We start from the raw sequence: 22,565 nt of genomic DNA on the forward strand, positions 1-22,565 counted from the left end.
AGATCGTACTTATCGAGGCGGCCGGAGCCATTGGTGCGGGGCCCGCCCCGCTGCCTGTACGCGGTGGCCCTCATTTTGGCTGCCCAAAGTGCAAGTCCCACGCGGGCGGGTTATCTTTGCCCGGGCCTTCGGGCGGAGGAAGCATTCTGCCAAGCCGGCCCTTCACTTTGCTGTTGCTGATTTGAAAACGAGTTTGTGCGTGTTGCTGGCGTTGGGCCTGACGCTGCCCACGGTGGCCCAGAAGAAAAGTCTGCCTCTGGAGCGGCCCCGGCTGGTGGTAGGCATTGTGGTAGACCAGATGCGCTACGATTACCTGTACCGCTACTGGGAAAAGTACGGCGACGGGGGCTTCAAGCGCCTGCTCAGCCAGGGCTTTAGCTACGAAAACACTCATTACAACTACGTGCCTACCTATACCGGGCCGGGCCACGCCAGCATTTACACGGGTACTACGCCCTCCGTGCACGGCATCGTAGGCAACAACTGGTGGGTGCGCGAAGACGGCAAAGCCACCTACGTGACCGAAGACAAGGGCGTGAAAGCAGTGGGAGGCTCGGCGGCGGCCGGGCAACAGTCACCCAAAAACATGCTCACCACCACCATCACCGACGAGTTGCGCCTGGCCACCAACTTCCAGAGCAAGGTCATTGGAGTGTGCATCAAAGACCGGGGCTCCATCTTGCCGGCCGGGCACACAGCCAACGCCGCCTATTGGTTCGATGGGGCCAATGGCGCCTTTATCTCCAGCTCCTTTTACCAGAACACGCTGCCCGGCTGGGTGAGCAAGTTCAATGGGGAGCTGCACGCCGCCGACTACCTGAGCAAGCCCTGGGAAACGCTGCTGCCCCTAAAGGACTATACCGAAAGCACCGCCGACGACGTGGTGTGGGAAGGGGCCTTCAAAGGCGAGGCTAAGCCCATCTTTCCCCACGACCTGCCCAAGCTGAGTGGAATAGACGTGGCCGCCGCCCGGGCCGGCCTGCGCGCCGGCGTGGATGCCTCGGCTGCCACCAAATCCGCTACCTACGACCTGATTCGCTCCACGCCGTTTGGCAACTCCCTCACGCTGGACTTCGCCCTCGAAGCCCTCAAAAATGAGCAGCTGGGGTTGCGCGACGTTACGGACTTTTTGGCCTTGAGCTTCAGCAGCACCGACTACGTAGGCCACCAGTTTGGGCCAAACTCCGTGGAGGCCGAAGACACCTACCTGCGCCTCGATCGGGACCTGGAGCGCCTGCTCACCTACCTCGATAGCAACGTGGGCAAAGGCAAGGCGCTGGTATTCCTCTCCGCCGACCACGGCGCGGCCCACGCCCCCGACTTTTTGCTGGAGCACGGCGTGCCGGCTGGCAACGTGGGCTCCCGCCTCATGCGTGATTCCCTGCAGCACGAGATGGTGCGCCGCCACGGCGCGGGCCAGTGGGTGCTTAGCTTCGAAAACCAGCAGGTGTATCTGAACCGGCCGCTGCTGGCGCAGAAGAAGCTGGACCTGGCGGCTTTCCAGCGGGAGGTAGCCAACGTGATGCTGCAGTTTGCCGGCGTCACGCGCGCCATCACGGCCGAAGACCTGGAGAAGTCGCACTGGGAAAGCGGCATGCTGATGTACCTGGAAAACGGGTTCTTCCCCAAGCGCAGCGGCGACGTACTGGTGGTGCTGGCCCCCGGCTGGCTGGAGTCGTATACGTACCCGGTGAACCGGGGCACCACCCACGGCTCCGCAGGCACGTACGATACGCACGTACCCCTCCTTTTCTGGGGCTGGCGCGTAAAGCACGGCGAGTCGAGTCGGTCAACTTCTATTACCGACATTGCACCCACTTTGGCGCGCTGGCTGCACATTCAGGAACCCAATGGCTGCAGCGGGCAACCCCTGCCCGAAGTGCTGGGCTTTTAATTTGAGCTGGTAGCTTCGGTCAACAGAAAGCCAATAGCCGGCAACTCCTCAAAACAACGTTTTTTCATTCTTTTCAAATTTTAGCTGACCCGCTACTAGCTAACCGCTAAAAGCCCACAGCTAACAGCTAAACTCAACATGGCTCATTTTAACCCCTGGCACGACGTAGCGCGCGGCGAAGACGCCCCTCGCGTTGTGAATGGCATCATTGAAATTCCGAAAGGCTCTAAAGGCAAGTACGAGCTCGATAAGGAAAGCGGCCTGCTGAAGCTGGACCGGGTGCTGTTTTCGGCCGTGCATTACCCCGCCGCCTACGGCTTCATCCCACAAACCTACTGCGACGATAAAGACCCCCTGGATATTCTGGTGCTGTGCTCCGTGGACATCGTGCCCATGTGCCTGGTGGAAGCCAAGGTGATAGGGGTGATGCAGATGGTGGACGGCGACGAGGAAGACGACAAAATTATTGCTGTAGCGGCCCACGACATTTCCGTGAACCACTACAATGACCTTGACGATTTGCCCCCGCACACCCTGCGCGAGATGCAGCGGTTCTTCGAGGACTACAAAGCCCTGGAGCACAAGCACGTAACCGTGGAGCGTTTTATGGGCCGGGAGGAGGCCTACCGCATTGTGGAGAAGAGCATAGACCTCTACAACGAGACATTTAAAGCGGGCCAAGCCGCGCAGGGTGCCCCCCAACCGGCTGGCGTAGCGCTATAAGCTCCCGCCCCATTGCCTTGAAACGCCCTGCCTGGCTTTTGCACCGGCAGGGCGTTTTGTTTGGGAGCCGGCCCAAGCTCCGCTATACCTTTTGCGCGGGCGTTGCGTAGGGTGGGCTATGCCCCAAAAACCACCCCAAAACGCCCTGCTGCGGTTTCTGTACGAGAACAGCCTCTTGCTTGTGGGCACTGTGCTGGTGCTCGGTACCCTGGTTGGCCAGATAGTGACTGGCTGGCACGACTACAACGACGAGCTAACCCAGATGCAGTTACCAGTCCTGACGCTGGGCCAGTACCTCGGCTCGGGGCATTTCCTGGAAGCCACGTTTGAAAACTGGGAAAGTGAGTTTCTGCAGATGGCCCTGTACGTGCTGCTCACCATCTGGCTTCGGCAGAAAGGCTCATCCGAGTCTAAAAAGCTATACGAAGAGGAAGAAGTAGACCGGGAGCCTAACCCGTATAAAGAAGATGCCCCGGCCCCGGTAAAGCGCGGAGGCTGGCAGCTGCTGCTGTACCAGAATTCCCTGACGCTGGCCTTTCTGCTGCTGTTTTTCGCTTCTCTCTGGCTACATGCCAAAGGCGGGGCCGAGGTATACAGCATTGAGCAGCAGCAGGAGGGCAAGCCTGCCGTAAGCGCACAGGAGTATATGCAGACCACTCGTTTCTGGTTTGAGTCTTTCCAGAACTGGCAGAGCGAGTTTCTGTCCATTGTGTCCATTGTAGGCCTGTCCATCTTCCTGCGGCAGAAAGGCTCCCCTGAGTCGAAGCCGGTAGATGCCAGCTACGAGGAAACCGGGGAATAAGCCTGGCTGCGTACCTTCGCTGTGGAGCTTTTCTGCGGGCTCCGGCCCCGGGTATGTCTTCAGTCAACTCCTCTTTTTCTTCCGATGAACTAGTGCAGCGGGTACCACGGGGCCTAAAGCAGGTGCTCGATGCCATCTTATACAGCAACCTGGTAGTGGCGGCCGCGGCGGCCAGCCTGAGTTGGTCCACCTTTCTGTTCTGGCGCCAGCCGTTGCCGCCGCGCCTGGGGCTGTTCATCTTCTCTGCTACGCTGTTTTTGTATAACCTCGACAGCGCCCTGCCTTATAAATACACCCGGCCCGCCCTGCTTTCGGGGCGCAAGCACTGGATGCTGGTGCACCGGAAGGCCTTGCTGGGGCTGGCAGCCGCTAGTCTGGCCCTGGCTGGGTGGGCCCTGTGGGCCGAGGCCAACCTGCCCCTGCTGGTTTTTCTGGGGCACCTGGCCGCCGTAGCGGTGTTCTACTCGCTGCCGGTGGTGCGCTGGCAGAATAAATGGCGTAGCCTGCGCGAGGTACCCCTGCTGAAGGGCTTCCTGATTGCCTACGTATGGGCAGCCGTGAGCGTATGGCTGCCGGCCCTGCACCTGGGCAAGCCCTTAGCATCTCCGGTGGTGGCGCTGTTGTTTGGCCGGCGTTTCTTCTTTATTCTGGCCCTCACCTTCGTCTTCGATATTCGCGACTACACCAAAGACCGGCTCAGCGGAACCCACACGTTTCCAGGCTTGCTGGGCGTAGCTACGGCCAAGCTACTGGCTTTACTGGCCCTGCTCGTCTCGGGGCTGCTGGTACCGGCTGCCATAGCCGGTCCCCACTTGGTTTGGTATACCCTGCCCCTGGGGCTGGCGGCGCTGCTGGTGGTATTTGCCCGGGAGGGCCGCTCCGATTATTACTTTGCCCTGCTTGCCGATGGCGTGATGCTGACTCCTTTCCTGGCCGCCTACGGTACCCTGATGTAGTCCGGCTAAAAAGCAGGTGGGGTAGTTAGCTCCTCGAGCGCAGGCCCTAAGTGGGCTGCAATAATACCGGCGGTCAGCCCCAGTTGACCTACCTGCCGGGCGCCCAGGTCGCCGGCTCTGCCGTGGGCGTATACTGCCAGTAAGGCCGCATCGAGTGGGGCCAGCCCCTGGGCGCAGAGGGCGGTCACCGCGCCTGTCAGCACGTCGCCGCTGCCCCCGGTGGCCATGCCTGGGTTGCCGGTGCTGTTGAAATATAAGGTGCCCGTCGGCGTCCCGATACAGGTGTAGGCCCCTTTCAGCACTACGTAGCACCGATGCCGGGCGCAGAATGCGCGGAGCAGCTCCAGGCGGTGGTAGTCGTCGTGGGCCGGTTGGGTGAGGCGCTCAAATTCCTTGGGGTGAGGCGTCAGGATGGTGTCGGGGGGAAGGAGTGCCAGTAGGTGTCGGTTGCTGCCCAGTAGGTTTAGCGCGTCGGCGTCCAGCACCAGCGGCGCCGGGCACGTGCGCAGCAGCTGTTCCAGCACGCGGAGGGTGTCGGGCTGCTGCCCCAGGCCGGGGCCGATGGCTACAACCGAGTACCCCTTCAGGTTCGGCAACTCCCCGATGTAGTCTTGCCCTACGTCCGGCAGAGCCATGGCTTCCGGTACGGCAGTTTGAGCCACGGTATACCCCACGGCAGGTACCGCCAGTGTGAGCAGACCGACTCCACTGTGCAGGCAGGCCTGCGCTGCCAGCACTGCCGCGCCGATCTTCCCGTAGCTGCCGCCCAACAGTAGGGCATGCCCGTACGTGCCTTTATGAGCGAAGCGCTGACGAGCCGGCAGCCGGTTTGTCAACAGTTTAAGGTCGGTATAGTAGTTATCCACAGGTGTTTTGTGGATAACTGTAGTATTCAGTCCAATTGAGACCAACTCCCATTGCCCAACATAGTCGGCATTTTGAGGAAGCAGGAAGGCTAGTTTAGGCAGCTCGAAGCTGATGGTGTAGTGCGCGCACACCACGGGGCTGCTCTTGGGCTGAGGGGCATCGGTGAGCAAGCCCGAGGGCATATCCACGGCCACGACGGGGGCAGACGAGTTGTTGAGGTAGTGTACTACTGCCGCGGCCACGCCTGTCAGCGGCCGGTTCAGGCCCGTGCCGAACAAGGCATCTACCAGCACGGCCGAGGAGGAAAGCTCAGGCAGCTGGTAAGCATCCAGTTCTATGCACGGCACTTCCGAAGGCAGGCGCTGATGGTTGGCGGTAAAGTCGGCGGAGCGACGGGCGGCGGGCAGCAGCCACACGCGCACGGCCTGCCCGGCTAGGTGCAGCAGGCGGGCGGCGGCTAGTCCGTCGCCGCCGTTGTTGCCGGGGCCGCAGAAGACGTGCACTTCGCGCTGCGGGTGAGCAGTCAGCTTTTCCAGCAGCCACTCCGTGAAAGCCGCCGCTGCGCGCTCCATCAACTCGACGGAGGTAATACCTTCTGCCTGAATGGTGGCTTGGTCGAGGGCGCGGGTTTGGGCAGCGGAAAGGATTTTCATGGAATTGAATCGGGCGGCTTTCTGAAAATAGTTAGTTCTTGGTGCGATGATATCTAAACCAATACGATTTAGAACTCTAGCATTACTGTGGCTGGTAGCGGCCTGCAAGCAGGCACCGGAACAAGCTGCCAGCTCTTCACCCTCAACCCCTTCAAAGCCTGTCACCGAAGGTTGGCAGCCAGCACCACTCCCCTCGGCTTCTAAGCCTGATACAACGGCAGTCGTGGAAGAGGTGTTGCTGATGGAGCCTTCCCCAACCGCCCGGCAGGCCGCGTGGCCCGGGGTGGTTGCGCTGCCCGATACCACTCTGCCAGTGGGTATCAGGCAGCCAGGCCGGGTGCTGGAAATGAAGCGGTGGCGCGATGCGGCCGGTGAGCAGCTGCTGGTAGTGTCGCGCCCTGCCCCGAAAGTCGAGTACCGGCCGGGCGACCGAAGCGCGGAGGGTGACATCTTGAAAGAGGGCGACATTCGGCTGTACGCGTCCACCGCCTGGCTGTATATCCGGCAGTATCGCCGCGTGGGCGAAGCCTGGCAGGAAGTATGGCGCTTGCAGGATGTGCTGGATAAGTGCTTCCTGGATCGGTGGATAGGTACCTTGCCCGGCTCCACGTCCGTTACCGATCTGGATAAGGACGGGCAAACGGAAACGACGATAGTGTACATGATAACCTGTCGTAGCGACTATAGCGCTTCGGCTATGAAGCTGGTCATGCGGGAAGGCCCGGTAAAATATGCGTTGCGTGGCTTTTCCCTGCTCAACGTTGATGCTGATCAATACCGCAGTAAGACTGAGGTTCCGATCTGCTGCAACGATACAGTAAACCAAGATGCTGATGCTGGAAAGTATGCTCTAAGCTGGTTTGGTCTCATGCCTGGGCATGAAGGAATGTATTTCAATGAAAAGGAATTTGCGGCTGCTCCAGCATCCTTTCTGAAGTTTGCCCGGCAGGAGTGGCGCTACTGGCGCGTGCGGGAACAGTTCAACCAGCTTTAGCGCGAACCTCCCCAGCAGTTTGGCTTTTTTAAGTTTGCTAACAGGACACTTTCTGCTGACTATTACCTGCCTGAAAGCAGGTCGTGCAGCTAGCTAACTACGGCAGCCCGGTTCTCAATGCAGATACAGTAGCCCTGATTCTCATATTACTATGATGGTTGAAACCGGCTTTGACCGATACACTATGCGCCCTGCTTTCTGGTTAGCATCTCTGCTCTTTGTGGCGGCCTGCTCCGAACCGCATTCCCCCGCCGAAACGAAAGCAGCCCCTCCGGCGGCAGCCACAGTTGATTCCGCAGGATTCAATTCCACAACCGTTAAGAGCCTACCGCTTCGCCAGCTGCCGGCTGGGGTGCCACGTCAGCCGGGCAAAGTGCTGGAAATGACGCAGTGGACGGACGCCAACGGCCCAAACCTGCTGCTGATAAGCCGCTCCGCCGTGCAAACGCTGCCCGCTGGCCCCGACGACCCAAACGACGTGCAATCAGTAAGCCTCTACGCCCGGCAGTATGTGCAGCGGGCCGGAAAGTGGAAAGAGCTGTGGCACTTGCAGGATGGCGTGGAGCGGTGCGCCTTCGATATGTGGCTGGGCCCGGTGCCCGGCGCAGTGGCCGTTACCGACCTGGATGCCGATGGCCGGACGGAAACCACACTGGTCTACAAACTGGTGTGCCGCAGCGACGTGAGCCCGGCAGATCTGAAGCTGATTATGCGGGAAGGATCAGACAAGTACGCCCTGCGTGGCCACACCGTAGTGCAGTACGACTCGGTGCCCGCCGCCCAACGCATACCAGCTGATGCCTGCTGCCTCGACACCATCAGCGCGGCCCGGCTGGAAGAAGAGTACGAGCTGCTCACGGGGCGCTACGAAACCGAAAAAGAGTTTCGGCAAGCGCCGTCCGCCTTTTTGCGCTTTGCCCGCCAGCACTGGCGGCGGTGGGTAGTAGAGCAGGAAATGGGGCAACTGTAGAAAACTTCTGACGCGGCCCCGGCGTTTGCACCGTAGTTGAATTGCTGACTTTACTTTTCGCCACTATGCAAACCTGGAACGATGTTATCCGGCTCGCCAACCACGGCAGCCCGGCCCCCGATAAGCGCGTAGAAAAAACCAACGAGGAGTGGCGCCAGCTGCTCACGCCCCAGCAGTACCACGTCACGCGGGAGCACGGCACCGAGCGGGCCTTCACGGGCGAATACTGCGAAGCCCACGAGGCGGGCCTCTACGCCTGCGTGTGCTGCGGCACCCCGCTCTACGACTCGCGCACCAAGTTCGAGTCGGGCACGGGGTGGCCCAGCTTCACTCAGCCCGTAAAAGACAACGCCTTGCGGTACAAGAAAGACACCAGCTACGGCATGACGCGCGTAGAAGTGCTCTGCAATGCCTGCGACGCCCACCAGGGCCACGTATTCCCCGACGGCCCGCCGCCTTCGGGGCTGCGCTTATGCATCAACTCGGCCAGCATCAAGCTGGTGAGCGAGCCACAGGCCGCCTGACGCTTTTACGCACAGCCGGAGGGGAAACCCGCCAAAATCAAGTACTTTGGGCTTGTCTGACCGTGGGGTTAGGCAAGCCTTTTTTGTTCTTATCACTTTGTATGAAGAAACAGCTACTCGCCTTATTTGCTACTGCCTTATTGCCAGGAGTGGCGCTATACGCACAAGTCCAGCCGGAACCCCTTTTACCTGACCCCATTGCCAGTGCTGCGCGGGCCACTGCCGCTACAGTGTTTCAGCCAACACAGCTGCTGGAGCAGACCTATGCGCTGACTGACTGGAAAAATAAAACCCGCACAGTGCTGCAGAAATTTGCCGGTCCCAACCAGCCACAGCTTTCCGTGGTAGATGCCTGGGATGGGAATGCCTGGAAGCCGTCTTTGTACAGCCACTTGCGCTACACTCCCGACGGGCAGATGAAAACCGATACGTTCTTCACCTACCAGCCCGGCAACCCCAAAGCCTTTGCCTACCTGGCCATTGCGCAAAGCTTCAATAGCGCCCGGCAGCTTACGGAGCGGGTTACTTCCGCTCTCAATATCGGCACCACCAAGTGGGTGCCCGTTAGCCGCGCCCAGATCAGCTATACCAACGGCCTGGCCACGCAGCAGGTAGAACAGAGCTACGATTACGGCACGGAGAAGTATCTGAACGTAGCCCGGTCGCTGTATAGCTACAACGCCAGCAAGCAGCAAACGCAGCACGAGCAACAGAAACTTGAAAACAATGCCTGGGTAAAGCTGCAGCGCTACGACAACACCTATACGGCCACGGGCAAGCTAGCCCAGCAGCAGCTCAGCCGCCCCGTGAATAACATGTACGAAGTCATGTATCGGTTTACGTTTTCCTATGATGCGGCCGACCGCGTCACTAAAATTCTTACGGAAGAGAAAAAGGCCGCTACTTGGGTGTCGGTGCAGCAAACGGTGTATGCCTACGACGGCAAGGGCAACCCAGCCAGCTATACCGAGCAGGCTTGGTCGGGCACCGCATTTGTAAATGCGCGGCGGGTGTTGATAACGGGCCAGTTGGTGACAGCTAACCAGGCAGCCCAGGCCCGGCAGTTTCAGTTGACGGTAGCGCCTAATCCCGCCCATGGAGCAGCCCAGGTACAATACACACTGGCTTCTCCGGCCACGGTAGCTGCTCAGGTGTTTGATGGAGTTGGGCGGGAGGTGGTGCGCTTAGCTTCACCTCAGCAGCAGGGTATTGGCCGCCAATCATTGCTGGTCCCTGCTACGCTGCAACCAGGCCTGTACGTCGTGCGCCTCAGCATCAACGACGAGGTAGTCCAGACAAAATTGGTGGTACAATAAGCTCGCACCACAACTTTAAATAGGAAAACAAGCCGCCACTGGCCCTAGGTCGGTGGCGGCTTTGTTTTCAGGGCACAGACCAGAATTTCTACCGATTTTCGCACCCCATCCACCAATTGTTGTTCGTAAGACGGAGGTAGTTGACAGTTCTTGCTTTAGGCAGGAGCCGTTACTGACCACCAGCAACCGCCAACAAAAATTACCCCACCCACCCCATGTCCCTACTTTTCACCGATTTTGCTTCCTGGCAAGCCCATTGCGCCAGTACCGGGGAGCCGCTGTACCAGCCCGTGCTGGCCTACGAGATAGAACAAAAGGGCCGCACCGAAGACCAGATCTGGCCTGGCCTGCAGCGCGCCTACGACGTGATGCGCGACGCCGTGCACACGGGCCTCACCGGCGACATGACCTCCCGCTCGGGCATGATCAACAACGGCGCGAAGAAGATTGCGGCTTCCCCCGTGACGGTGCTGTCACCCGAGTTCAAAAGTCTTATCATTCGGGCCCTGGGCGCCAAGGAAGTGAATTCGTGCATGGGCCGGGTAGTGGCCGCTCCTACGGCCGGGGCCTCCGGCATCCTGCCCGGTGTGCTCGTTACGCTGCAGGACCTGCATAAGCTGGAAGACCAAAAAATCCTGGAAGGTTTGCTGGTGGCGGCGGGTATTGCCCTCATCATCGAGCAAAATGCTTCCCTTGCCGGGGCCGTAGGTGGCTGCCAGGCCGAAACGGGCTCGGCGGCGGCTATGGGGGCCGGCGCTATAGTGTACTGCCTGGGCGGAACCGTCGAGCAGACGTTTTCCGCCGTAGCCATTACCATTCAGTGCATGCTGGGCTTGGTGTGCGACCCGGTAGCCGGACTAGTGGAGGTACCTTGCGTGGTGCGCAACGCCTCCGCGGCAGCCATAGCCTTCAGCTCCGCCCAGATTGCCATTGCCGGCGTCGACCCGGTGATTCCCGTAGATCAGTGCGTGGCCGCGCTGGGCGAGGTAGGGCAGAGCATGGAAACCCGCTACAAGGAAACCGCGCTGGGCGGCCTTGCCAATACTACCCGGGGGCGCGAAATCGAGAAAATGGTGCTGGTGCAGGACGTGCAGATTTTGCCCGACGAAGAAACTACCTGAGGCCGGCCCGAGCCAAGGCGCTAAAAGGCCTTGATTTCCGGCGTCATGGTGAGCTGGCCCAGGTAGGCAATGGCGGGCTGGTAGCGGCTGCGCAACTCCTGGTACTGGTGCCAGCAGGCTTCTACGTCTTCCTCCAGGGGAATTCCCTGCGCCCGCAACTGCGCGTAGGCTTCCCGGAAACTTTCCCCAGAGGGCTCTTCGATGCGGGCCTTGGGCAGGGCTTCGGGATTGGCATGGGCGCCCTCAAAGTACCGGTACACGCGGTTGATGCTGATGCATCCGGCTTTAAAGCAGATTTCGCCGTGCGGGTTGCGGGGAGCAGCCACCGTGCTCAGCAGCAGGGCCGCTGCATCCAGGATGATATCGGCAGCCATAACCCAGGAGCGCCCCGGCTGAGGGGACCGGAAGAAGGCCAGGATGCCCAGGGAAGTATGGCTTTCCTCGATTTCCACAAACCAGGACTCCCATTCTTCCCACTTCACCCCGTCGTGCTGCAGGGCGCCGGCGCGGTGCAGCCACTCTAGCAGCGTTACGGCGGAGGCCGGAGCGCCCGCCCGCAGCTCCAGGCGGGCCACCACCAGCTCCCGCCGGGAAAAAGCCTGGTACATCGTGGGCAGGTAGGAAATCAGCAGCGTAACCAGCAGCAGCCCGAGCCCGGCTTCGGAGTACGACACGGCGTTGGGCAGAAACCCTTTGCTGGGCTCCTCAGAGCCCAGGGTAAACAGGGAGCTGTTGCTGATACGAAAACAACGGTCAAAATCTCCCTCACCCAGCGCCCAAAAGATGGCGGTGTAGCCTAGCCCCACCATCACCAGCCACACCGCCGGCAGTGTTACCAGGGCTACGGGAGCATACAAAGCCATTACCCGGTCGCGGCTGCCGTAGGTTTTCTTGAGGCGGGCCAGGCGGCTAAACAGGAAGCGGATGCTGCGGAACACCCAATTGGTAATAAGCACCGACTCATTGCGGGGCAGCACAAAAGAGCGAATGGCGGCCAGCAGCGTACTGAGCACCAGCAAGGCCCCGCCCACAAAGGCCAGCACATGCAGCAAGAAAGTCCAGGAGGGCATCAAATGGTCAGGGAAGGCCAGCGTATGGGCTGAGTGTACGTGACGCGTTTCCCACAGTTGAGGTAGAAGCTGGTATGGTTTTCGCCGCGCGCCCATTCTTTTACCTAACCAATTTATAGTATGAAATTCTTTACTCCTGCTCTTGTTTCAATTCTGGGTGCGTCGGTACTATCAGCGGGCTGTTCCGTCGGCCGGGTGTCCATGCAAGTGCCCACGGAGCTAACGGCTACCAGTCCTTTGCCGGTCACCGGTAAGCAAGGCTTTACCTACAGTTATCAGTTCGGTGAATTCAGCACTGCTGCCGTGCACAAAGGCTGGCGCAGCACGGCTACGCACTCGGTGGGCCAGCCAATAAGTGCCGATCTAACCCGCGTCCGGCAGAAGTCATCCTTTGTGCTGCAGCCCGTAGGTGGCACTACCTGGGAAGCCCAGAGTGCTTATCTGCTGCGTGACAACGACCTGGGTATACAGACCGGGGCAAACTCCCGCACCGACGTCACCCTGCGCAGCGACGAAGTGTTCAGGACGTATATTTTCGCCCCGAATCAGCCGGGGTGGCAGCTGGTGGTGGAAAATCACCTGGGTCTGGGCCGGGAGCTACAGCCCCCGGCCGGCACGCTCAGCAGTGGCGATTCGGTGCTGACGGTGCGGCCCGTTACGCACCTGATGCGGCGCGACGGCCAGCCCATGCAGCTGCCAACCGGTTCGCCCCTGGGCTACGAGTTTGTGCGCGCCAATGGCTCCGTAGTGGCGGCCGTAGAGCTGCTGGGGCGCGGGCGGGTGTGGCTGAGCCCGGCCCTGTCTCCCGAAACCAAAGGCCCGGTAGTAGCCGCCGTAACGGCCCTGCTCATGCACCATCGGTAAGGCATGTGGCCCGCACAACCAGTGTGCGGGCCACATGCCTTATTTCTTGCGCTGTTTCCAGAGCTGGCGAAACGACTTCGGCGCTATCTGCAGGGCGTCGCGGCGCTTGCTCCAGCCTACTTCACCCAGCAGGCGGCTGAGTACCCAGTTTTTGCCAGCCGCAGGCGCCGCATCCCAGGCCCAGCGGTGCTTCATGCCATACAGCCAGAAGCCCACGGCGCGACGCTCTTCCTTGTCAGTAAAGCCCTGACTGACGGCCTGCTGGCGGTTTTTGAGCAGCAGGTTGTGCAGGTTGATTTTTACGGGGCACACCGAAGTGCAGGCTCCGCACAGCGAGGAAGCAAAGCTCAGGTGCTTGTTTTCCTCCATGCCCGCCAGGTGGGGCGAAATCACCGAGCCGATGGGCCCGGAGTACGTGGTTTCGTAGGTGTGGCCGCCAATGTTCTTGTACACGGGGCATACGTTCAGGCAGGCCCCGCAGCGGATACAGTGCAGGGCCTCGCGCTTGTCGGGCTGCTCCAGCAGGTTGGTGCGCCCATTGTCGAGCAGCACCACGTACATTTCCTCGGGGCCATCCTTTTCCAAAGGCTGGCGCGGACCCGTGTACACGGTGTTGTAGACGGTGAGCTGCTGCCCGGTGCCACTGGTGCTCAGCAAAGGCCAGAACAAATCCAGGTCCTGCAGGCGCGGTATTACCTTCTCGATGCCTACAATGGCAATGTGCGTTTTGGGGAAGGTGGCCGAAAGGCGGGCGTTGCCCTCGTTTTCCGTCACGGCCACGCCGCCCACGTCCGCAATCAGGAAGTTGCCGCCTGTGATGCCGACCTCCGCCGTGGTGTACTTCTGGCGCAGCAGGCGGCGGGCCGTGAGCACCAGCTCCTGGGCATCGTCGGTGGGCTGGATGCCCAGGTGCTTCACGAAGATGTTGGCAATGTCCTGCTTGCTCAGGTGCATGGCCGGCGTGACGATGTGGTAGGGCCGCTCCCCGTTCAGCTGCACGATGTACTCACCCAGGTCCGTTTCGATGGACTCGATGCCGTTCTTCTCCAGAAACGAATTCAGGTGAATTTCCTCGGTAGTCATGCTTTTGGCCTTCACCACCGTGCGCGCGTGCTTGCGGGCCATGATCTTGCCGATTTCCAGCAGGGCCTCCTCCGCATTCTGCGCCCAGATGACGCGGCCGCCCCGGGCCGTGAAGTTGCGCTCAAACTCCAGCAGGTAGTCATCGAGGTGGTTGATGGCCTTGGCCTTCAGATAGGAAGCCCGTTCCCGCGCCAGCTCATGGTCGCGGTACCAGTCGAGGCCGGTTTGCACGGCCGCGTTGTACTTGCCGATGTTGAAGCGAATCTTGCGCCGATGCTCCAGGTCAAAGGCTTTGGCCTCGCTGTCCCGCTGAAATTGACTAGGTTTGGTAAGCATGTTTCTGGTGGCGTGTGCCGCGTTGTCTTGTTGAACATCCTTCGGTTTGGCCTTCTCTCACATTCCTGACCCTCTGCCGCCCGAAGGTTTTTCGCTGCCCGTCGACGAAATTGAGGGCAGCTTCCGCACCTGGGGGTTTCTGCCCGGCTACTCCCGCAACAGCCTCAGCGCCCGCCTCACGCTCTACCCCGAGCAGGTGGAGCTTAAGGTACTATCCGTGAGTAGCTACCCCTACGCGGCCCTGCGGGAGGTGGGTTACCGGCCCGCCGGACTCCTGCGCCAGGAACGGGTAGTGTTGTTCTTCACCAGTCCAAAACACACGAGCTACTCGTTTATTCCATCCTCGGCACCTATCCGGCGGGCGTTTCTGCAGTTTTGCGTACAGCGAGGCCTCCATCTGTCAGCCGAAGCCCAGCAAGCCTTGCTGCTATAACCCGCCAGCCTACGGCTTGTTGGAATCGACCACAATCCGGTTGTCCCGGTTGGCCAGTTCCCAGGCCGTGTAAAATACCAGCTGGGCCCGGGTCTGGAGTTTGTCAAACTCAATCTTCTCCACATCGTCGGTGGGCTGGTGGTAGTCGGCGTGGTCGCCGGTGGTGTAGAAGATAACCGGGATTTTGTGCTTGGCGAAGTTGTAGTGGTCGGAGCGGTAGTACACCCGCTCGGGGTCATTAGGGTCGTTGAAGTGGTAGTCGAAATCGAGCTTGGTGTACTTCTGGTTGGCGGCTTCGTTGATGGCGTGCAGCTCCGAGGAAAGCTTGTCGGAGCCCACCAGGGCCACGTAGTTGGGCTTGCCTTCGTGTTCCTTATCGGTGCGGCCCACCATGTCGATGTTCAGGTCGGCAATGGTTTGCTCCAGCGGGAAAATGGGGTGGTCGGTGTAGTACTCCGAGCCAAATAAGCCTTCCTCTTCGCCCGTCACGGTCAGGAACAGGATGCTGCGGCGCGGGCCGTGGCCCTCGGCTTTGGCTTTAGTAAAAGCCTCGGCCAGCTCCAGCACCGAGACTGTGCCCGAGCCATCATCGTCGGCCCCGTTAAAGACTACCCCGTTTTTGATGCCCAGGTGGTCGTAGTGGGAAGATATTACCAGGATTTCGTCTTTCTTATCGGTGCCTTCCAGGAAGCCCAGCACGTTTTCGGTAGCAAAGGTTTCTTGTTGGCGCGCGGCCTTAATGGCGAAGGGCGCCGGTTTGAAGGGCGACTTTACCGGCTGCTTGGCCGTGGCGGTGCTTTCCTGATACTCACGCAGCTTCTCAGCGGTAGTGCGCAGCAGGGCCGCGCCCAGGACCGGCGACACGAAGAAGTAGCCCGCGCGCGGGGTCTCCGCCTTGCCCAGCATATTCATGCGAGCCTGGTCTACGTAAGGCCGCACCATGCCCAGCGTTTTGCGGTAAGCGGCCGTGTCGGGGTTCACGAAGAACACGCTGCGGGCGCCTTTCTGTGTGGCCAGCAGCACCTTGCTGCGCGTGTTCGGCACAAACGCCTTGCCTGGGGCGGCTACGGCCGGGAGCCCCGACTTTCCATCCTTCATCGGCTCCCCGACGAGGATGATGAGGTCCTTGCCCTGCACGTCGCCCAGAGCCGCGTAGTCGGAGTAGCCGTCCTGCTCGATGCCGTAACCCGCAAACACCGGCTGTACCGTGGTTTCCTGCGAGAAGGACGAAGTGCCGGTGGCGTAGAAGTCGCGCTTCCACACAAAGGGCTGCTTGCCAATGGTGAGCGTGGGGGCATCTTTCCAGCGGGTACGCTCCAACGTGAACGGCTGCAGGTAGGTGTTTTCAAAACCTTGGACCGGCCCCGTGAGGCCCAGCTCCTTGAAGCGGTTGCTGATGTACTCGGCGGCCATTTTCTGGCCTTTCTCCCCGGTTTCGCGGCCCTCGTAGGCATCCGAGGCCAGCACCGTCAAGTGGCGGCGCAAATCTTCCTGGGTGATGCTTTGAGCGTACTGAAGCGCCCAGTCGGTGGCCACCGGGGCGGGCGCGGGTGCGGCCGGCTGGCTGGCTTTGGGTTTGTGCTTTACCTTGATTTTGCTCTGGGCCAGCGCCGGCTGAGCGGTGGCGCCGGCCAATGCCAGCAGTAGGGCGTAACGGTGCAGGGAGTTCATACAGGCAAGAACGGCAGAAATGGCCACACCTGCTGCGGCCAAGCCCTAAAGCTAGCTTACCAGCGGCCAGGCCCGCAGAAAAAAAGCCCCGGGCATCCGGGAAGGAGCCAGGGGCTTTTGACAGAAACAGCGGGCTAAGCGAAGCCGCGGTTTAAACTACGGCTTGTTGGAGTCCACCACGGGGCGGTTGTCGCGGTTGGCAATGTCCCAAGCCAGGTAGTACACCAGCTGGGCGCGCTTTTCCATCTTCGGAAACTCAATCTTGTCTACCTCGTCCTTGGGACCGTGGTAGTCGTCGTGCACCCCGTTGAAGAAGAAGGCCACCGGGATTTTGTGCTTGGCGAAGTTGTAGTGGTCGGAGCGGTAGTAGAAGCGGTTCGGGTCCTGGGGGTCGTTGAACTGGAAGTCCAGGTCGATTTGCGTGTACTGCTTGTTGGCGTTTTCCAGGGCCGCGTGCAGCTCCGAGGAAAGCTTATCAGAGCCGATAACGTACACGTAGTCGCCCTTGCCCTCGTGGCCTTTATCCGTGCGGCCCACCATGTCGATGTTCAGGTCCGTCACCGTCTGAGCCAGGGGGAAGACGGGGTGGTCGGTGTAGTACTCCGAGCCCAGCAGGCCTTTCTCTTCGCCCGTCACCGTCAGGAACAGGATGCTGCGGCGCGGACCGTGGCCCTCGGCTTTGGCCTTGGTGAAGGCCTCGGCCAGCTCCAGCACCGAGACTGTGCCCGAGCCGTCATCGTCGGCGCCATTGTGCACCTCGCCATCTATGATGCCGATGTGGTCGAAGTGGGCCGAAACCACCAGGATTTCGTCTTTCTTATCGGTGCCTTCCAGGAAGCCCAGTACGTTTTCGGTGGTGAAAGGCTGCTGGTCTTTAGGCGCCGTGATGGTAAACTTCGTCGGCTTGAACGTGGATTTCTGGGGCTTGCCGGCTGCCGCGGTGGCATCGGTGTACTTAGTCAGGTTGGCCGCCGTCGTACCCAGCAGCTTATAGCCCACAGCCGGCGACACGAAGAAGGTGGCGACCCGCTCCGAGGGCTTGTCGGCGAAGGTGATGGTGGGCTTTTTCAGGTAGGGCCCAAAGCGGGCCGCCGTTTTCTGAAAGTTGTCGTTGGGGTTGAAGCTCACGAAGAACACGCTCCGGGCACCTTTCTGCGTGGCTACCGTAGCTTTACCCCGGTAATCCATGCCCCACTTGCTGGGCTGGCCGTCTTTGCCCAGCAGCGGCTTCCCATCCTTCATGGGTTCCCCGATGAGGATGATCAGGTCCTTGCCTTTCACGTCGCCTAGGGCAGCGTAGTCGGAGTAGCCGTCCTGCTCGATGCCGTAGCCCGCAAACACCGGCTGCACTACCGTGGCCTGCTGGAAGGGGGAGGAACCATAGCCGTAGAAATCCTGAAGCCAGGCAAAGCTCTGGCTGCCCACTTTCAGGGTGGCGCCATCCTTCCAGGAAGAGCGCAGCATGGTGAAGTGCTGCAGGTAAGGATTATCGGAGCCCTGCACGGGCCCCGTGAGACCCAGCTCCTTGAAGCGGTTGCTGATGTACTCGGCGGCCATTTTCTGGCCTTTCTCCCCGGTTTCGCGGCCTTCGTAGGCATCCGAGGCCAGTACCGTCAGGTGTTGGCGCAAGTCGGCCTGCGTGATGGTTTGGCCATACTGGCGGGCCCAGTCGGTGGCCACCGGGGCGGGAGCGGGAGCCGCTGCGGGCTCGGTGGTGGCGGGCTGCTCGGTTTTGGGCTTGTGCTTGACCTTGATTTTGCGCTTGGTTTCCGGCTGCTGAGCCACGGCGGCCGTGGTACAGGCACCCGCCAGTAGCAGCGCGCCCAGGAAGGGTAGTTTCATAGGAGAGGGGGTGAGGCGTTTTTTGTTAGATGGAATTTTGCAGCAATGGTTGCATAAGGGTAATGTGTTGCGCTTCGCTAATGTGGGAATGTGGTTTGAATGTGCTGATGCGCACAAGGGCTGAGTGGGAAAAGCACGTGCAGGCGTTGTCCAAGACGGATGGCTTCGCTTCGCTCGCCATGACACATTCCTCACCTGAGCACATTTTCCGCATTCAAACTACATTAGCGAAGCGCAGCAAATTTTAGCCCTGCACAATCAGCACCGAGGCGTAGGCGGCTACCCCTTCGCGCCGGCCCACGAAGCCCAGCTTTTCGGTGGTGGTGGCTTTAATGCTAATGTCTTCGGTCGGAATCTGCATCACCTCGGCCAGCACCCGCTGCATCTCGGGAATGTGCGGGTTCACTTTGGGTGCTTCCAGGCAGATAGTGGAGTCGATGTTGGAAATGGTGTAGCCCCGTTCGGTCAGCAGCCGGACCACTTCCGCCAGCAGGCGCTTAGAGTCGATGCCTTTGTACTGGGGGTCGGTGTCGGGAAAGTGAAAGCCGATGTCGCGCAGATTGGCGGCCCCCAGCAGGGCGTCGCAGATAACGTGAATCAGGACATCGGCATCAGAATGGCCCAGGGCCCCGTGGGTATGCGGCACCTGAATGCCGCCCAGCCAGAAAGGCAGCCCCTCGCGGAGCTGGTGGACGTCGTAGCCAAAGCCAGTGCGGATTTTCATAAGCAGAAACGAACAGAAAGTTGGGAGCCCAAGGTACAACGGCCCCGCCTTTTTTGCGGCCAAGCTTCCCGGATGGCGGCCCCGGGCAAATAAAAACCGGGAAAAATGCCGGAGGGTTAAAGTAAAAGCCCCGGCTTTGCGTCAGGAAAAACGACAGCAGCGAGAAGCGGAAAAAGAATAGAAAAAAATTAATGGAAACTTTGAATCCGTTTAAAGTTTCCAATGTACCTTTGCCCCGTCATGGAAATCAAAGACCGGATTTTAGTTGGGGCAGTGGAGCTGTTTATGCGCAATGGCATCCGCAGCGTGTCGATGGATGACATTGCCACCCGCCTGGGAATGTCGAAGAAAACCCTGTACAAGTGGTTCGAGAACAAAGACCAAATCGTGCTGGCCGTGATGCAGCAGCACCTCAACCGTGAGGAGGTAGACTGCGAAGCCGCTTTTGCCCAAGGTTCCAACGCCCTGGAAGCCATGTTCAACCTGATTCAGTGGCACCGGGAAATGCTGGCCAACATTCACCCCAGCATCTTTCACGAGCTGCAGAAATACTACCCCCAGGCCTGGGCCCTGTTTGATGAGCACAAAAACACCTTCATCCTGGCCAAAGTAGCGGCCAACATCCGTCAGGGCATGGCCGAAGGCCTGTACCGCCCCGACCTGGACGTGGACGTTCTTTCCCGCCTGCACTTGGCCGAAATCGAGCTGATGTTCAACAACGTGGTTTTCCCGCCCAAGCAGTTTACCCTGCAGCGCGTGAACTCGGCTATGATAGAACACTTTCTGATGGGCATATCCACCCTGAAAGGCCACCGCTTAATTAATGAATACCGTCAGGTGACGGAAGCAGAATAATCGTTTTCCGCGCTTCTTTCTTTACCAATTACCCTATGAAAAACGCTTTGCGCGCCGTGCTGTTGCTTGCGGTGCTGGGTTTTCTAAGTCTGCACAAGCTGCTGGCACAGGCCCCCACCGCCGTTTCCGGCACCCCGATGCCCCTGAGCCTGCAGCAGTCTATCGACTACGCTATCAAGAACAAGCCCACGCTGCTGGCCACACGCCTGGCCGAGCGCACGGCTGAAGCCAAAGTGGGCGAAATCCGCTCGGCGGGCCTGCCCCAGGTGAACGGAGGCCTGAACGTGGCCGACAACTTCAAGCAGCAGAAAGCCCTAGTATCTTTTCCGCTGTCGCAAACAGTGCTGACCTCCGAAAGCCTGAATAAGGCTGAAACCGGAGAGCGGGTAGTGCTGGAAACCCAGCAGTTGAACCTGCCGCCCCAGCCGTTCGTGTTCGGCCAGCAGTGGCAGGGCTCAGCTAACGTGTCGGTGTCGCAGCTGCTGTTCGATGGCTCCTATTTCCTGGGGCTGAAGGCGGCTAAGGTGTACCAGGACCTGTCTAAAAAGCAGACCCAGCAGGCCGAAATTGACGTGGTAGAGCAAGTAAGTAAAGCCTACTACAGCACCTTGGTAGCCCGCGAGCGGCTGCAGCTCCTGGCCCGCAACGTGCGCCGCCTCGATACGCTGCTGTACCAGACCAACCAGACCTTTAAAGAAGGCTTCGTAGAGAAGCTTGACGTGGACCGCCTGCGCGTGCAGCGCAACAACCTGGTGGTGGAGCAGCAGAAAGCCCAGCGCCTTACGGAGCTTAGCGTGGCGTTGCTCAAGTTTCAGATGGGCCTGCCCCAGCAGCAGTCCGTAGAGCTTACCGATTCGTTGAGCACGGCCCTGGTAGATGCCAATGCCCTGCGCCAGCGCCTGGGCACCGCCGACTTTGCCCAGGGTGGCGGGGCAGCGGGCGTACCTACGGCCCCCGCTACCACGCCGGGCCAGCCCAATGCCGCAGAGCAGGCCCGCCAGGACCGGCAGGATGCCCTCAACAATGGCCTGACGACGGCCGCCGGCGCCGCTTTCAACTACGGCAACCGCATTGAGTTCAGCACCCTGGAAACCCAGCAGGCCTTGGCCGGCCTCGATTTGCGCAACCGCCGCGTGAGTGCCTACCCACGCCTGATCCTGACGGGGGCCTACGGCTTCAACGGGGCCGGACCTACAGCCCGCGACCTGTTCGCCTTCCGCGGGCCCGATTCGCGCAATGGCGGCGGCTTTGCCAACCAGAACTGGTTTGGCTTCGGCAACGTGGGCGTGACCTTGTCGGTGCCAGTGTTCGACGGCTTCCGCCGCAGCTACCAGGTGCAGCAGGCGCGCATTCAGCAGCAGACCATTGAGAAAGGCTTTGAAACCCTGCGCCAGAGCATTGACTTGCAGGATGCCCAAAGCCGGGCTACGCTCACCAACGCCCTGGACGTGCTCGACAACCAGAAGGCCAACCTGGACCTGGCCGCCGATGTGGCCCGCGTCTCGCGCATCAAGTTCCAGGAGGGCGTGGGCTCGAACCTGGAAGTGGTGACGGCCGAAACCGAGCTGCGCACGGCCCAGACCAACTACTACGCCGCCCTCTACGATGTGCTGGTGGCCAAAGTAGACCGCGACAAAGCCACCGGCGAACTGTACCAGAAAACCAAATAAGCTGTTAGCTGATAGCCGGTGGCTGTTGGCTTCTTCCCAGACATTCTTTCTCCGACTCACTATGAACTCTTCGCTAACGAAAGCCCTCAGCTATCAGCTAATAGCTATCAGCTTACTTACTGCGGCCTGCGGTGGCAAGCAGGACCCCGCCGCCGAACTCGCCAAGCTTAAAAAAGAACAAGCCGCCAACCAGGCTAAAATTGCCGAGCTGGAAGCCAAAACCGGCACGCCTGCTGCCGCCGATCAGTCAGTACCCGTGTCCGTAATCGACGTAAAGCCCGAAAGCTTTAAAAGCTACCTGGAAGTACAGGGTCGCGTTGATTTCGACCAGAATGCCAACGTGTCGCCCCGCGTGCCGGCCGTGATTACCAATATCCGCGTGCAGCGCGGCGACCGGGTAAGCAAAGGGCAGCTTATTGCTACCCAGGATGCGGCCGTGCTGGAATCGGGCATTGCCGAGCTGCGCACCCGCCTGGACCTGGCCCGCACCGTGTACGAAAAGCAGGACCGCCTCTGGAAACAGCAGATCGGCACCGAGATTCAGTACCTGCAGGCTAAGAACAACTACGAAGCCCTGCAGCGCAGCCTGGCTACCCAGCAGCGCCAGCGCGCCATGTACAACGTGGTAGCCCCCTTCAGCGGGGTGGTAGATGATGTGCCCGCCAAAATAGGCGAAATGGGCAACCCCGGCGTGCCGGTGGTGCGCCTGGTAAGCGGCGCGGGCGGCAAAATCGTGGCCGACGTATCGGAGGCCTACGCCAACCGCATCAAAGCCGGCGACCAGGCCCTGGTGCGCATCCCCGACCTGGGCGACGAGGAAATGACGTCCACAGTTCGGACGGTGAGCCGCACCATCAACCCCACCAGCCGCACGTTTGCGGTGGAGCTGCGTCCCACCAGCAGCAAAGCCTCCCTGCTGCGCCCTAACATGGTAGCTACCGTGCGCATTCAGAATTATGCCCAGAGTAATGCTACCGTGCTGCCCGTAGACCTGGTGCAGAAAGACGAGCAAAACAGCTACGTGCTGGTAGTGGAGCAGAAGGACGGCAAGAAAGTAGCCGCCAAGCGCGTTATCCAGACCGGCCAGACCTACAACGGCAAGGTAGAAGTAACCAGCGGGCTGAAGCCCAATGATCAGGTGATTTCCGCCGGCTACCAAACCCTGAACGAAGGTCAATTGGTGACGCTGTAATCAGC

20 protein-coding genes are annotated in these 22,565 nt (G+C 60.2%); 14 read left to right on the forward strand and 6 right to left on the reverse strand.

Features of this window, described 5'->3' with window-relative positions:
* Nucleotides 1-181 precede the first annotated feature (181 nt).
* The 4 genes from HER32_RS12530 to HER32_RS12545 all read left to right on the forward strand — a co-directional run bounded on the left by HER32_RS12530 (nucleotide 182) and on the right by HER32_RS12545 (nucleotide 4,375).
* Nucleotides 182-1,894 carry an alkaline phosphatase family protein gene (locus tag HER32_RS12530; RefSeq protein WP_168682111.1) on the forward strand — a complete coding sequence of 571 codons (1,713 nt, stop codon included), beginning with the start codon at nucleotides 182-184 and terminating at the stop codon, nucleotides 1,892-1,894.
* 138 nt (nucleotides 1,895-2,032) lie between these two features.
* Nucleotides 2,033-2,617: an inorganic diphosphatase gene (locus tag HER32_RS12535; protein ID WP_168682112.1), complete on the forward strand. Its 585-nt coding sequence runs from the start codon at nucleotides 2,033-2,035 to the stop codon at nucleotides 2,615-2,617.
* Nucleotides 2,618-2,735: 118 nt separating this feature from the next.
* Nucleotides 2,736-3,419 (forward strand): DUF6766 family protein, encoded by a 684-nt coding sequence (locus HER32_RS12540; RefSeq protein ID WP_232066246.1) that lies wholly within the window; start codon nucleotides 2,736-2,738, stop codon nucleotides 3,417-3,419.
* 53 nt (nucleotides 3,420-3,472) lie between these two features.
* A complete protein-coding gene (locus HER32_RS12545; RefSeq protein WP_168682113.1) occupies nucleotides 3,473-4,375 on the forward strand; it encodes a UbiA family prenyltransferase in 903 nt (300 codons plus the stop codon).
* A 5-nt stretch (nucleotides 4,376-4,380) separates the two neighbouring features.
* On the opposite strand, the gene HER32_RS12550 is transcribed toward HER32_RS12545, so the two are convergent.
* A complete protein-coding gene (locus HER32_RS12550; protein WP_168682114.1) occupies nucleotides 4,381-5,895 on the reverse strand; it encodes an NAD(P)H-hydrate dehydratase in 1,515 nt (504 codons plus the stop codon).
* Nucleotides 5,896-6,136: 241 nt separating this feature from the next.
* On the opposite strand from HER32_RS12550, the gene HER32_RS12555 reads away from it, so the two are divergent.
* The 5 genes from HER32_RS12555 (at nucleotide 6,137) to sdaAA (ending at nucleotide 10,820) form a co-directional block, all read left to right on the forward strand.
* A complete protein-coding gene (locus HER32_RS12555) occupies nucleotides 6,137-6,889 on the forward strand; it encodes a M949_RS01915 family surface polysaccharide biosynthesis protein (RefSeq protein WP_168682115.1) in 753 nt (250 codons plus the stop codon).
* 184 nt (nucleotides 6,890-7,073) lie between these two features.
* Complete coding sequence (locus tag HER32_RS12560) at nucleotides 7,074-7,859, forward strand: M949_RS01915 family surface polysaccharide biosynthesis protein (RefSeq protein ID WP_410503899.1); 786 nt, start codon at nucleotides 7,074-7,076, stop codon at nucleotides 7,857-7,859.
* Nucleotides 7,860-7,924: 65 nt separating this feature from the next.
* Nucleotides 7,925-8,383 (forward strand): peptide-methionine (R)-S-oxide reductase MsrB, encoded by a 459-nt coding sequence (msrB, locus tag HER32_RS12565; RefSeq protein ID WP_168682117.1) that lies wholly within the window; start codon nucleotides 7,925-7,927, stop codon nucleotides 8,381-8,383.
* Nucleotides 8,384-8,484: 101 nt separating this feature from the next.
* On the forward strand, nucleotides 8,485-9,699 hold the full coding sequence (locus HER32_RS12570; protein WP_168682118.1) for a T9SS type A sorting domain-containing protein: 1,215 nt from the start codon (nucleotides 8,485-8,487) through the stop codon (nucleotides 9,697-9,699).
* A 215-nt stretch (nucleotides 9,700-9,914) separates the two neighbouring features.
* Nucleotides 9,915-10,820 carry an L-serine ammonia-lyase, iron-sulfur-dependent, subunit alpha gene (gene sdaAA, locus HER32_RS12575; protein WP_168682119.1) on the forward strand — a complete coding sequence of 302 codons (906 nt, stop codon included), beginning with the start codon at nucleotides 9,915-9,917 and terminating at the stop codon, nucleotides 10,818-10,820.
* A 20-nt stretch (nucleotides 10,821-10,840) separates the two neighbouring features.
* Here sdaAA and HER32_RS12580 read toward each other — a convergent pair whose 3' ends face one another.
* Nucleotides 10,841-11,890 carry a YbjN domain-containing protein gene (locus tag HER32_RS12580; protein WP_168682120.1) on the reverse strand — a complete coding sequence of 350 codons (1,050 nt, stop codon included), beginning with the start codon at nucleotides 11,888-11,890 and terminating at the stop codon, nucleotides 10,841-10,843.
* A gap of 120 nt (nucleotides 11,891-12,010) precedes the next feature.
* Here HER32_RS12580 and HER32_RS12585 point away from each other — a divergent pair, with 120 nt between their 5' ends.
* Nucleotides 12,011-12,754 (forward strand): hypothetical protein, encoded by a 744-nt coding sequence (locus HER32_RS12585; RefSeq protein ID WP_168682121.1) that lies wholly within the window; start codon nucleotides 12,011-12,013, stop codon nucleotides 12,752-12,754.
* Nucleotides 12,755-12,793: 39 nt separating this feature from the next.
* Here HER32_RS12585 and HER32_RS12590 read toward each other — a convergent pair whose 3' ends face one another.
* The gene (locus HER32_RS12590; protein ID WP_168682122.1) at nucleotides 12,794-14,173 is read right to left on the reverse strand and encodes a LutB/LldF family L-lactate oxidation iron-sulfur protein; all 1,380 of its coding nucleotides are present in this window, start codon (nucleotides 14,171-14,173) and stop codon (nucleotides 12,794-12,796) included.
* Between the two features lie 46 nt (nucleotides 14,174-14,219).
* Here HER32_RS12590 and HER32_RS12595 point away from each other — a divergent pair, with 46 nt between their 5' ends.
* The gene (locus HER32_RS12595) at nucleotides 14,220-14,606 is read left to right on the forward strand and encodes a hypothetical protein (RefSeq protein WP_149069754.1); all 387 of its coding nucleotides are present in this window, start codon (nucleotides 14,220-14,222) and stop codon (nucleotides 14,604-14,606) included.
* Nucleotides 14,607-14,615: 9 nt separating this feature from the next.
* On the opposite strand, the gene HER32_RS12600 is transcribed toward HER32_RS12595, so the two are convergent.
* From HER32_RS12600 to ispF, 3 genes are all read right to left on the reverse strand, one after another.
* The gene (locus tag HER32_RS12600) at nucleotides 14,616-16,277 is read right to left on the reverse strand and encodes a M28 family peptidase (RefSeq protein WP_168682123.1); all 1,662 of its coding nucleotides are present in this window, start codon (nucleotides 16,275-16,277) and stop codon (nucleotides 14,616-14,618) included.
* Nucleotides 16,278-16,433: 156 nt separating this feature from the next.
* Entirely contained in the window at nucleotides 16,434-18,119 is a 1,686-nt protein-coding gene (locus HER32_RS12605) for a M28 family peptidase (protein ID WP_168682124.1), read from the reverse strand.
* A 244-nt stretch (nucleotides 18,120-18,363) separates the two neighbouring features.
* Nucleotides 18,364-18,843 carry a 2-C-methyl-D-erythritol 2,4-cyclodiphosphate synthase gene (gene ispF, locus HER32_RS12610; RefSeq protein ID WP_149069751.1) on the reverse strand — a complete coding sequence of 160 codons (480 nt, stop codon included), beginning with the start codon at nucleotides 18,841-18,843 and terminating at the stop codon, nucleotides 18,364-18,366.
* Between the two features lie 240 nt (nucleotides 18,844-19,083).
* Here ispF and HER32_RS12615 point away from each other — a divergent pair, with 240 nt between their 5' ends.
* The 3 genes from HER32_RS12615 (at nucleotide 19,084) to HER32_RS12625 (ending at nucleotide 22,560) form a co-directional block, all read left to right on the forward strand.
* Entirely contained in the window at nucleotides 19,084-19,698 is a 615-nt protein-coding gene (locus tag HER32_RS12615; protein ID WP_149069750.1) for a TetR/AcrR family transcriptional regulator, read from the forward strand.
* 35 nt (nucleotides 19,699-19,733) lie between these two features.
* A complete protein-coding gene (locus tag HER32_RS12620; protein ID WP_149069749.1) occupies nucleotides 19,734-21,368 on the forward strand; it encodes a TolC family protein in 1,635 nt (544 codons plus the stop codon).
* Nucleotides 21,369-21,429: 61 nt separating this feature from the next.
* Complete coding sequence (locus HER32_RS12625) at nucleotides 21,430-22,560, forward strand: efflux RND transporter periplasmic adaptor subunit (RefSeq protein ID WP_168682125.1); 1,131 nt, start codon at nucleotides 21,430-21,432, stop codon at nucleotides 22,558-22,560.
* Nucleotides 22,561-22,565: the final 5 nt, after the last annotated feature.

Source organism: Hymenobacter sp. BT18, from assembly GCF_012273015.1.
Lineage (GTDB): Bacteria > Bacteroidota > Bacteroidia > Cytophagales > Hymenobacteraceae > Hymenobacter > Hymenobacter lutimineralis.

Coding starts and splice junctions, on each gene's coding strand:
- HER32_RS12590 (WP_168682122.1), bottom strand. CDS start 14,173: ATGCTTACCAAACCTAGTCAATTTCAGCGGGACAGCGAGGCCAAAGCC.
- HER32_RS12555 (WP_168682115.1), top strand. CDS start 6,137: ATGGAGCCTTCCCCAACCGCCCGGCAGGCCGCGTGGCCCGGGGTGGTT.
- HER32_RS12615 (WP_149069750.1), top strand. CDS start 19,084: ATGGAAATCAAAGACCGGATTTTAGTTGGGGCAGTGGAGCTGTTTATG.
- HER32_RS12535 (WP_168682112.1), top strand. CDS start 2,033: ATGGCTCATTTTAACCCCTGGCACGACGTAGCGCGCGGCGAAGACGCC.
- HER32_RS12605 (WP_168682124.1), bottom strand. CDS start 18,119: ATGAAACTACCCTTCCTGGGCGCGCTGCTACTGGCGGGTGCCTGTACC.
- ispF (WP_149069751.1), bottom strand. CDS start 18,843: ATGAAAATCCGCACTGGCTTTGGCTACGACGTCCACCAGCTCCGCGAG.
- HER32_RS12540 (WP_232066246.1), top strand. CDS start 2,736: ATGCCCCAAAAACCACCCCAAAACGCCCTGCTGCGGTTTCTGTACGAG.
- HER32_RS12625 (WP_168682125.1), top strand. CDS start 21,430: ATGAACTCTTCGCTAACGAAAGCCCTCAGCTATCAGCTAATAGCTATC.
- HER32_RS12580 (WP_168682120.1), bottom strand. CDS start 11,890: ATGCCCTCCTGGACTTTCTTGCTGCATGTGCTGGCCTTTGTGGGCGGG.
- HER32_RS12570 (WP_168682118.1), top strand. CDS start 8,485: ATGAAGAAACAGCTACTCGCCTTATTTGCTACTGCCTTATTGCCAGGA.
- sdaAA (WP_168682119.1), top strand. CDS start 9,915: ATGTCCCTACTTTTCACCGATTTTGCTTCCTGGCAAGCCCATTGCGCC.
- HER32_RS12585 (WP_168682121.1), top strand. CDS start 12,011: ATGAAATTCTTTACTCCTGCTCTTGTTTCAATTCTGGGTGCGTCGGTA.
- HER32_RS12550 (WP_168682114.1), bottom strand. CDS start 5,895: ATGAAAATCCTTTCCGCTGCCCAAACCCGCGCCCTCGACCAAGCCACC.
- HER32_RS12545 (WP_168682113.1), top strand. CDS start 3,473: ATGTCTTCAGTCAACTCCTCTTTTTCTTCCGATGAACTAGTGCAGCGG.
- HER32_RS12560 (WP_410503899.1), top strand. CDS start 7,074: ATGCGCCCTGCTTTCTGGTTAGCATCTCTGCTCTTTGTGGCGGCCTGC.
- HER32_RS12620 (WP_149069749.1), top strand. CDS start 19,734: ATGAAAAACGCTTTGCGCGCCGTGCTGTTGCTTGCGGTGCTGGGTTTT.
- HER32_RS12600 (WP_168682123.1), bottom strand. CDS start 16,277: ATGAACTCCCTGCACCGTTACGCCCTACTGCTGGCATTGGCCGGCGCC.
- msrB (WP_168682117.1), top strand. CDS start 7,925: ATGCAAACCTGGAACGATGTTATCCGGCTCGCCAACCACGGCAGCCCG.